This window comes from Flavobacterium tegetincola DSM 22377 (assembly GCF_000425485.1).
In the GTDB taxonomy this organism is placed as follows: Bacteria; Bacteroidota; Bacteroidia; order Flavobacteriales; family Flavobacteriaceae; genus Flavobacterium; species Flavobacterium tegetincola.
In genome coordinates this window covers 10,133-20,721 of sequence record NZ_KE384391.1, presented here as the reverse complement: position 1 = coordinate 20,721, position 10,589 = coordinate 10,133, and the positions used below count along the sequence as shown (strand labels likewise).

The following is a 10,589-nucleotide window of genomic DNA, read 5'->3' as shown; positions in this document are numbered from 1 at the left end:
ATTTGCGCTTGCTGCGGTTGGCGGAACGATCTTAACCGCACCGTTGGCTTTACCCGCAATTTTGGTAAGTGTTGGCGGTTATGTAGCCGTTGCAGGAGGCATAATTTCTGCTGTGAGTCAACTTACAGTTGATGATCATGCACCAGCCAAGTAATTTTGCCGTTGGTACGGCAGGAGGCACTTTTTTAAGTACTGTTGCACTTCTAAACAGCGGTGATATTGCAAAAACTATAATTTTAGCTGCCGCTGGTGCAACTGTAAGTTTTTTTGTTTCGTATTTACTTAAATATTTGACAAAGAAACGCGGAAAATAAGTTTGATTCGAGTTGTGGTGACCGCGAATTGAACACTATAAAGCTAAATCGTAAAGATTTGGCTTTTTTTGTTTTTACATTTCTCCGAATTCATTCAAGCGTACTTCTAGAATTAAAACAGCGCTGTCATTGGTGGAAAGCTTATAGTAATTTGTAAAATCAATTGCTTTGGTTCTGCAGTCGAAAATTTCAAAAAACACTCGTGATGCTTTTGACTTCCATTTGTCGGTTTGGTAGAGCATAAATAGTTACATTTTGCGTAAATTAATGGTTTAATATTATCTTTTTCGGTAGTACCAGAATGCTTTTTCCTTTTTGGCTTGATTGATCAATGCATTATTTTTGTGGTATTGTTCCTCTCTTAATTTGGCTAATTTTATGGACGCCACTTTACGCTCATGCTCTTCAAATTCTATCATCATCCGTTTGGCTTGCACTGGAAATTCTTCTTTGAAGTATTCCAATCTTAAAAATAAGATGGCGTTGCCGATCAGGTACTGGCGCCAGAATTTAGACAACCACAAGCTGTATGCCACGTGAAAGTAGTTTTCACAATCGGATTCGTTTTGAAAAAGAACAACAAAGCTGTTTGCAAAAGGTTCTTTTTGCGGTTTTCCGCTGTTGAGCCCTCTATTGAGTACGAAATAGTGTGGATTGGCGTATAAAACTCCTGCTTTATAGGCTTTAATAATGATTTTTAGCATGACGAATGACTTTAAATTATATATTGATTCTAAATTTTCAATTTAGCCGCGAAATTTCTGCAAAACCGCGCACTCCCTTCCATTAAAATTTCCAAAAGAAAAAAACGAGAAAAAAAGAAAGCCGTTTTTCAAGTGTAGCATTTTAATAAAATCGTCTTTTTCCTCAAAAATACTACCCGAATGGGTGGAGATTTTTGAGGAAAACCCGCAGGGCTTGAGGCGATTTTTTAAAATGTGCAACTTAACTTTGCTTTCTTTTATTCTCTTTTTTCTTTTTGTGACAATTGTCTTTTTTAGATGGTTGTAGGTTGTAGGTTGTCGGTTGTCGGTTGTTGGTTATCGGTTGTATGTTATTTGATTTGGGCGTGGAAAATTGGATAGACTGACCTATGAAAAGAAAAGTTTAGTAAAATTTCTGGTAGCACTGCGATCTAATTTTCCACGACTCCTACTAGCAGTGATGGACTTAGTAATTTTTTTATAAGATGATGGATGGCGAAGCGTAACGTCTTTGGGCAAGGGTATTGTTTTTTGAATTTTATTTTCAAAATTTAAAAAACGATACTTTTGCCTTTTCTTGATTTTAGAGGATGCCATGTTGTGGATGTGTACATGGATTTGTGGATGAAGGCTAAATGGTCTGCTGAAAATGCAGTGGCATCTTCTAAAAACAATGCAGGGACTTCCGAATTGGTTTGTGGTTATGAAATACTAAAAGTTGTTAAGGTTGTGGGATTGCAAATGATTGTAGTCGGAATTAGATGAAGTAAATGTTTTAGTGAATCATTTGTGAGACCATGTCCTGGCTTAAGGGATTGTGATTGAAAACGTGAATTTTGGGTTTTGAGGATACCTACATGTGAAGCTGAAATATGGCTGTATTTTTAATAATAGTAGAGGTGAAAAGGCGAGGTATCTTCAAAAGCCATGCAAATACGTCGTAGTGCGGTGGCAGTCGCGGGGTTTAGCAAGGGTGTGCCTTAAAGTGCACTAAAAATAAGAGGCAGTTAATGCCAACGATACTGTTGAAAAATGGAAAATGAATAGGACATAAGAAAAGGATTGTTGTCAATTAAAACCGATTTATCGTTGTGTCAGGAACTGCTGACCTCCGAACTGAGAAGCACTTTAGGGCTCGTCCTTGCTTTTTTTTGTTGAATTGCGAGTATTATAAATGGCTCCTTAAATGAAGTATTATAATATCGTTTTTCTGCCGTTTATGGTACTGGCAATTAACAATGCAACTACTTCCTTGTTCGCGTATAAACATTCATAAACAGAGATTCCAATGAAATTGAACGGAAAGATGAATGTGTCGCAATACGTAGATTTTCATACGAAGGCAGGCGGTGGCGAAGGGACGTGTTTTTGGGACTTAGGGTGGTGCGAGGAAAGGCCCGAAAATGTGTTCCTGGCAGCCACCGCCTAGCTATTTTATATAATGTGTATTATGATTCATCTGTTATTCGATGGAATGCAGGATTTTCTTTATGAATCATAATTTTTACATTATGTAACATAGCTAAAAAAAATTACTGGCACAAGTCCTTTTCCGGTACGTGTTTTTGTTTTTTCAACAAAAACTGTGACCGTAATTTTTTTTGACTGTATTTGAACGTCAGGAAATATGTGTTCATTTGTATATTTTTGAAGCTCGACGGACGTAATCAAGAATACTCAAAGAAGCTCAACTAGCCGCGACAGGGGGGAACATCCTCGCATTTTTCATGCGAGATGTGGAAGGATGGCGGGAATATGGAGTGCTGAAAATCACCAAGCGATTCGCTACCACTTCCTAAAATTTTTTCAATATTTTAGGAACTTGCATTTTAAAGACTTAAGCAGCATAAGAATATCCACCAGACCGTAAAATGCAAAGTTAATTCAAAAATATAAATTATAAAATGAATTTAAAAGTAAGTAAAATAATTATTTACAAACAATTTAGAAAATTATAATTCGATGCTTAATAATGTTTTTTATGATATTGCTGCATGAACTCGTTATGTACTGATATATTTCATTATATAGAAGATTGCACTCTTAATTGCTTGTATATTTAATAAAAATGTTGTTACAAAACAATACTTAACTGATTATATGAATGGACTAGAATTTATTGTGTTATTTGATATTGCATTTGTAAACAAGAGTTTATAATTATAAAACCATATATAATGATACACAATTGAAACTGAAATTATGCGATTTAATTTTAATGGATAATAATATTTAGCTTTATAAAATAAATTTTAAATTTCATTTATTTAACAAGTAAAACATAATATATAGCTTTACATGTCATTATAAATTACTACTTTCGTCAACTTTTTAATGATTTCGTAAAAATGAATAATTTTGACAATTCTCGTAAAATGTAAATTAAATGCTTAATAAATTTTAATAATGAAAAATTACTTTATCCACATCATTGTAGCAGTGCTTTATTTTTTATTGGTGCAAATGTGTCAGTCACAAGATATTTTGTGGGAAAAATCATTTGGCGGAAGACACGCCGAATATTTATCAGATGTACAGGCTACATCTGACTACGGATTTATTTTGGGAGGCAGTTCTTTGTCAAGAAAATCTGGAAATAAAAATTCGTTTAGCAAAGGGGATTTAGATTTTTGGATTTGGAAGATGGATGAAAACGGAGAACCTGAATGGCAAAAAAGTTATGGAGGAAGCGGTACGGATCAATTACAAAGTATGCGTGTAACTCACGATGGCGGCTTTATTCTGGCAGGCACTTCAAATTCAATAATTAGCTTTGATAAAAAAGAAGAATGCCGTGGTGGCAATGATTATTGGATTATAAAGTTAGATGCAGCTGGAGAAGAAATGTGGCAACGGACGCTTGGTGGTAAAGGACAAGATGACCTGACTTGTGTAATTCAAACCACCGATGGCGGGTATCTACTTGGCGGCTCTTCGAATTCTGATCTTTCGAAAGAATCGAATGAACAGCAAGAAAAGAAAGAAAATAGTCGCGGTAATATGGACTATTGGATTATTAAATTAAATTCTAAAGGAGAAGAAGAATGGCAAAAGACTTATGGTGGAGATTATACAGATTTACTTAAAAGTGTAGTTCAGACGAAAGAAGGTGGTTATGTTTTGGGTGGATATTCTACTTCAGGTGAGTCTGGGGAAAAAAATCAATCAAATTATGGTAAAGGAGGAGACTTTTGGATATTGAAAATTGATAAAGTAGGTAGAATTGAATGGCAACAAACTATTGGTGGGAATAAAGATGATCAATTTCAAACATTAATTAAGACATATGACGGAGGCTATTTGGTAGGAGGAACTTCTATCTCTGGGACGAGTAATAATAAGAATCGTCCTAATGGAATAGGAAGCGATTTTTGGGTAATAAAACTAGATGAATTTGGAGAAATAGTCTGGCAGGAAACATACGATTTTGGTGAAGGAGATGTGTTGACTTCTCTGATAGAGAATGAAGATAATACCTTTCTGATCGGCGGTTATAGCATTTTTGGTGAAGATGAAGAAGTAAGTGATTATATTGCATTAAAAGTTTCGCAGACAGGTGAGCGTTTATGGCAACGAACCGTTGGAAGCGATGGCGAGGATATATTACGACAAGTAATTGAGACTCGCGATGGGAGCTATTTGATGGCTGGCACCTCTAATCCAGAATTTACAAAACAAAGGAATCGCAGATCTAATAAATTTAATGCACTTAACCCTTTTGATTCTAATGGACAACATGAAATTTCACGTAAGTTACAGAAAACTACGGATAGTAAAATAAATGAATGGAGCACAGAAGTGAATAGTGCTGTAGCTAAAGAAATTGCATCCGCAGGTGAAATGGTAAATCAAGTTCTTCCAAATTCTAAGGATTCTAATTTCAGAATCGGTTTACAGATGCCTACAGGTAATTTGGTAAATCCTTCAAATACAGATAATGTTAAAACTAATGCAGTCAATTTAAAAGGGCCTAAGCCGGGTTCTAAATTTTCTCGTGACAAAAAAATGAATTATGGAAATAAGGATTATTGGGTAGTAAAACTTAAGGATGAGGGGAAGAAAATTAAAGAGCGATTTAAGTTCGAAGCAACACCTAATCCAACATCAGCATACACAAATATCATTATAGGATTTGAATTTAACACAGGTTTAGCAGTAGTATATGATATATCAGGGAGACAGCTACAACAGTTTACAATAAAAAGTAGAACAGTTCCTGTGAATTTAGCAAACTATCCTACTGGTATTTATATAGTAAATATAAAGACGAATAAAGGCGAAGGTAGTGTGAAAATTATCAAAAATTAACACAATTAAGTAAAAATTATGAAAAAGATATATTGCAATAAGAACCTCTACATATTAACTACACTGTTATTGTTGCTATGTTTTAATACAAGAGCACAGCGGTCTCTAAATAGTTCACTTGGTAATTCAATTGTGGAGTATGTTGCCAATCCTACAGAATTATCTACAGGACTACCAAGCATAAATGTACCTCTATCTAATATTCCCACCATAGCTGATGATGTAAATATTGATCTATCACTTAATTATCATCCGAGTAGTGTATCAAGTAATGGTGCTCAAATAGGGAATTGTGGTACGGGCTGGACTCTTTTTACTGGTGGTGGAATATATGGAACTAATGCTAATGAGAGAGATAAATGGAAAAACAATGATACAAACTACTATTCTTACTTTAATTATAATTTTATGGGATATAGTGGGACTTTCTACGTTGCAAATACCTATCAAGGCCTTAAAGCGTATATTGAGGAAGATAATGAAAACTCTTTGATTGTTGATTTAAACTATGATACTACTTCGTTGGTCATAAACAGTTTTACAATCCATGATGGTCGAGGATATCAATATGTTTTTAGCATCGCAGATACCTCCGAATTTCTAATCTATAAAACTTCAGGAGTGGTCCCGAGTATTGAAAATTATATGTATAATTTAACCGTGATTAAGGACAATAATGGTGCAACGTTAGCTACATTTAATTACCAAAGCTACGGAACAACAACCGTAAATCATATTGTCAAAAGTATTGTTACCCATCATGGAAAAGTAAGCCTTGAAAATTCTCTAGGAAATTCACTCTCATATGATGATGATTGGTATTTTTATAAAGTAACAATTAGAGATTTTAGAAATAATTTTGTTAACCAATTTAATCTTAATGTAGATTTAGGGAAATTGACGCAAGTTGATGAAGTTAACCTTGATCAAACATCAATGTTATCTTATAAATTTTACTACAAGCAGAATCGATTCATTGAAAACACTATAGGCACAGATAACTTTGGTTATCCAAACACTAGTGATCAATTTTGCGTCTCATCGACAAATGTTGACCCTTACTTCGTTACAAATGGTATTCTCCAAAAAATAAGTCTCCCTTCAGGAGGAAGTATTATATACGATTTTGAGTCAAATACTTATTGTAGTGAAATCAGAGGAAGACCACTAAACTACTACTTTTCAGCTGATGGGACATGGCAGGAGGACTCTACCTTTTTTACGAAAATTAATTACAAAAACTTACATAATTTACAGGCAGCAAACTTATTAAATTCTTCTTTTGAAACAAATTCGGTTGAATCATTTACAATTACAAATGATCAGGAGGTCTATTTTAAAGTAAGTGGTGAACGATATAGAAGTGCTCTTCCGCAATCAGATGGTACTTATCCGATGATGTCTCCCACCTTTACATTACGAAAGAATGGAATAGTAGTTACAAATTTATCGATTACATCGTCTTGTGAAAATGAGGAATTGGGAAGGAAAATCTTTTTGAGTGCTGGAAACTATACCCTTAAAATGAATTCAAGTGCTGCAACTACAGGGTCGGCCACCGTAAAGTCATATTCTGCGGTAACAAATGTAAAAAAGTGGCATTATGGTAACGGTGTACGAATTAGAAAAATCGGATACTTTGATACTTCCGCTGTAAATCAAAAATATTATGAATTGCCTAATCAAACCGTTTCACCACTTAAGGAATTAAGTTACGAGTATAATTTTGCTGAAGATAGCAACATGAGCAGTGGATGTTTATTTGCACGCGATGTAATTGGATTTAAACCATCGGTACTATATAGAAATGTGACAGTGCGAGAAAATGGAGGCAATGGAAAAACTGTTCACACTATTTACAGTCCCATTGATTATTATGCGCTTGATGAATACGATGCTCAGGAGCCCAACTTTTCAAAAACCAAAGCAGTAAAAATATACAACGAAAATGGCGATTTGATGCAGGAGAAAAACTTTACATATATTTCTCAATTAATTGGGGCAACTAATGTTAATCCGAAATTTCTAGTTGATTTTAAGCTGTATACTTCATTGCCTGCAACGATTATTGAAAAAAATTATCAACCAGCTTTGACAGAGACTAATATATCTTTTAATTATACCTCTTTTAAAAAATTAGAACAAATTTCGCAATTATCTTCATCTGGAGAAACAAACGTTAAAAAATATTACTATAATTTACTCAATTCTTCTATATCAAAAAATAGGATCGCAATTGAAAAAGTAGAAAGTTATCGTAATAGTGAACTACTATCTACTGTAAAGCATGTCTTTCATAACGATTGGCCTGTAATAGTGGAACCAGGCCGCTATCCTAATACAACTATATTTCCTCCCCATAAAAATATTTCCTATCTACCACTGCGTAAAGAAGGCGCTAAAGGAGAAAACACTTTGCAAACTAGTCAAAAATTCACTCTATATGATGGTTATAGTAGACTGTGGGAAAGCCAACAGGAAAATGGAATTAAAACGGTCTTCATCTGGGGATACAACCACACTCAGATCGTGGCGAAAATAGACAATATTGCATATAGTACCATCCCGCAAAGTTTAATTTTAGATATCGTAAGATTATCTAATGCCGGTACCGAAGCACAACTTATTGCGGCTCAAAATAGTTTGAGAAACCATGTTGCGCTAGGTCAAGCAATGATAACCACTTTTACGTACAAGCCTTTAATTGGCTTAAGTACAGTAACCGATGTAAAAAATCAAACTACTAGTTATATTTATGATATTCGTAACCGTGTAAAACAAATTAAGGATACTGAGGGAAATATATTAAAAGAAAGCGAATACTATTTCAAAACACAAAATTAAAATGAAGAAATTATATACAATTTTGTTAGCGATACCGTTATTTGCTATTGCTCAAAATCCGAATTACGTCAAAACAACTGAATATAAGGTACCTACACTTAATGGCTTAACCTCTACTGATGGTAGTGGTGCTGTAACTTTTGAGAAGAAAGTAGTAAATGTTGTTTACTTTGATGGTTTAGGAAGGCCGATACAAAAAGTGGCTCATCTACAATCTGGTACAGGGAAAAATATTGTCCTCCCCATCGTCTATGATGCGTCCGGTACGGTGGTAAAAAATTATTTACCTTATCCTTCGGAGTCAACATCACCAAATTATGTTGACAATACAAGTGTAATATCAAGTCTTCAATCCTATTATAGTACTGAATTTGTTGATGGAGTAAACCCTTACAGTGAAGTTTTATTGGAAGCATCACCTTTCAGACGCGTACAAAAAAAATCAGCTCCTGGAGCTGATTGGATGATGCCCGTTCAAACAGGCGATCCCGATCATACTATTCGATTTGATTATCTCACAAATACAGCAAATGAAGTACGAAAGTACTATGCAGTAGCTGATGCCTCGGTAAACCCGCCTACGTTAAATTATAGTACTTCCTATTCTGCTGGCGAGCTTACTAAGACAGTGCTAAAAAACGAAAATTGGGTGTCAAATTCTAATCCAAGCTTGGCAAAAAATAATACAGTAGAGGAATTTAATGACAAAGAAGGTAAATTGATTTTAAAGAGAACTTACGAATCGGGACAAAAGCATGATACGTATTATGTGTATGATCAATACGGAAATCTTACTTTTGTAATTCCGCCTATTGTAAACACGGACGGTGCAGTTTCGGAAAATGACCTAGCAGGTTATTGCTATCAGTATAAATATGATGGACGAAATAGACTTATTGAAAAACAAGTACCTGGAAAAAAGAGAGAATTTATTGTTTACGACAAATTAAACCGTATAGTAGCTACAGGTCCCGCCTTCTCACCTTTTACGGATGACGTTGCTCCAAATAATTTGGGATGGATGATAGTAAAATATGATGTGTTTAATAGACCAATAGTTACAGGGTGGATGCTTGCTCCTACTTTTACTAGTGTCACAAGAAATAATCTTCAGATTGAGAATGACAATCACGCCCCGATGTATACGAGTGATACAAAAATTCAAAATACGGTAACGGTAAATGGAATTGGTATGCGATATGATAATTATTCTTGGCCTAATAGTACTTCACGGTATCACATCTTGACGGTTAATTATTATGACGATTATAATTTTCCCAATGCACCAACTGCTTTTAATGCACCAAACATTTATTTTAATACTACCGACAAAAAACCGCGAGGACTCCCTACTGGTTCATTAGTTCGGATTTTGACTACAAAAAGTAATTTTGACGCTGATAAGACCTATATTTTATATGATAAGAAAGGACGTGGAATCATTGTAAAAACCACAAATACTCAAGGAGGTTATTTGCAACAAGAAAGTCAATTGGATTTTATCGGTAAGCCCCTGTCTGTAATTACCAAACACAAGAAAGACACTAATGCTTCCGAAATTTCAGTAAAAGATAGCTTTACTTATACTTCTGAAGATCGATTGAAGAGTCAAACACATCAAATTGGTAACGGAGTTGTACAATTACTGCGAATGAATGAGTACAATAAATTGGGGCAACTCATTCGAAAAGCCGTTGGTAATACCAGTTTAACAGGCACTGCTGCTTTTCAAAAAGTGGACTACCGCTATAATATTAGAGGATGGCTTACCGATATTAATGATGCAAACCAATTGCTAAAAAGTGGTGATCCTAAAGATCTTTTCGGTTTTAAAATTAACTACAATACCGTAGAAAATGAGTTGGGATATACTGGAGCGGTTCAGTATAATGGTAACATTTCAGAAACCTACTGGTCTTCAGCGGCAGATAATGGCGTAAGAAGAAAATACGGATATTTCTATGATGACTTAAATCGCTTGAATGAAGCGGTCTATATGAAGCCTGATAACATGTTTCCCGTAACACAATCCTTTAATGAAAGTATGGATTATGATAAAAATGGGAACATCATGCATTTGAAACGAAATGGTAATTCTGATTATGAAGATCCTTCCTCAAATGCGACTCCGATTGACGATTTGGTATACGGGTATAAACCTTACACGAATCAGTTGATTAAAGTTACAGATGAAGGTCATCCAGTAGTTGGTTTTAAAGATGGAGTTGATGAAGCAATTGAATATGATTATGATGATGCAGGGAACATGAAGCGAGATGCAAATAAAGGCATTCAGGCTATTATTTACAATCATTTAAATTTGCCTACTTCAATTACATTTGTAACAGGTGATAAAATTGAATACATTTACAACGGTATAGGTACCAAAATAAGTAAAAAAGTTACTAAATCCAATGTT

7 protein-coding genes are annotated in these 10,589 nt (G+C 34.6%); 5 read left to right on the top strand and 2 right to left on the bottom strand.

Annotation, left to right across the window (positions count from 1 at the left end):
* Positions 1–131: 131 nt before the first annotated feature.
* Positions 132–314, top strand: coding sequence for a hypothetical protein (locus H602_RS20055; RefSeq protein ID WP_026979243.1), 183 nt, complete (start codon positions 132–134; stop codon positions 312–314).
* Positions 315–388: 74 nt separating this feature from the next.
* Here H602_RS20055 and H602_RS19195 read toward each other — a convergent pair whose 3' ends face one another.
* Complete coding sequence (locus tag H602_RS19195) at positions 389–556, bottom strand: hypothetical protein (RefSeq protein WP_245574964.1); 168 nt, start codon at positions 554–556, stop codon at positions 389–391.
* A 36-nt stretch (positions 557–592) separates the two neighbouring features.
* Positions 593–1,018 carry a DUF6943 family protein gene (locus tag H602_RS0117860; protein WP_026979242.1) on the bottom strand — a complete coding sequence of 142 codons (426 nt, stop codon included), beginning with the start codon at positions 1,016–1,018 and terminating at the stop codon, positions 593–595.
* Positions 1,019–1,585: 567 nt separating this feature from the next.
* Between H602_RS0117860 and H602_RS20050 the strand changes: the two genes are divergently transcribed.
* The 4 genes from H602_RS20050 to H602_RS0117830 all read left to right on the top strand — a co-directional run.
* A complete protein-coding gene (locus tag H602_RS20050; RefSeq protein WP_157505182.1) occupies positions 1,586–1,783 on the top strand; it encodes a hypothetical protein in 198 nt (65 codons plus the stop codon).
* A 1,641-nt stretch (positions 1,784–3,424) separates the two neighbouring features.
* Complete coding sequence (locus tag H602_RS0117840; protein WP_035760015.1) at positions 3,425–5,326, top strand: T9SS type A sorting domain-containing protein; 1,902 nt, start codon at positions 3,425–3,427, stop codon at positions 5,324–5,326.
* A gap of 18 nt (positions 5,327–5,344) precedes the next feature.
* Complete coding sequence (locus H602_RS0117835) at positions 5,345–8,170, top strand: hypothetical protein (protein WP_157505180.1); 2,826 nt, start codon at positions 5,345–5,347, stop codon at positions 8,168–8,170.
* Between the two features lies 1 nt (position 8,171).
* A partial coding sequence (locus tag H602_RS0117830; protein ID WP_026979239.1) for a DUF6443 domain-containing protein occupies positions 8,172–10,589 on the top strand: 2,418 nt, incomplete at its 3' end.

Excerpts from the sequence above, each read along its gene's own strand:
- H602_RS19195 (WP_245574964.1), bottom strand. The coding sequence starts at position 556 with ATGCTCTACCAAACCGACAAATGGAAGTCAAAAGCATCACGAGTGTTT.
- H602_RS0117860 (WP_026979242.1), bottom strand. The coding sequence starts at position 1,018 with ATGCTAAAAATCATTATTAAAGCCTATAAAGCAGGAGTTTTATACGCC.
- H602_RS0117835 (WP_157505180.1), top strand. The coding sequence starts at position 5,345 with ATGAAAAAGATATATTGCAATAAGAACCTCTACATATTAACTACACTG.
- H602_RS0117840 (WP_035760015.1), top strand. The coding sequence starts at position 3,425 with ATGAAAAATTACTTTATCCACATCATTGTAGCAGTGCTTTATTTTTTA.
- H602_RS20055 (WP_026979243.1), top strand. The coding sequence starts at position 132 with ATGATCATGCACCAGCCAAGTAATTTTGCCGTTGGTACGGCAGGAGGC.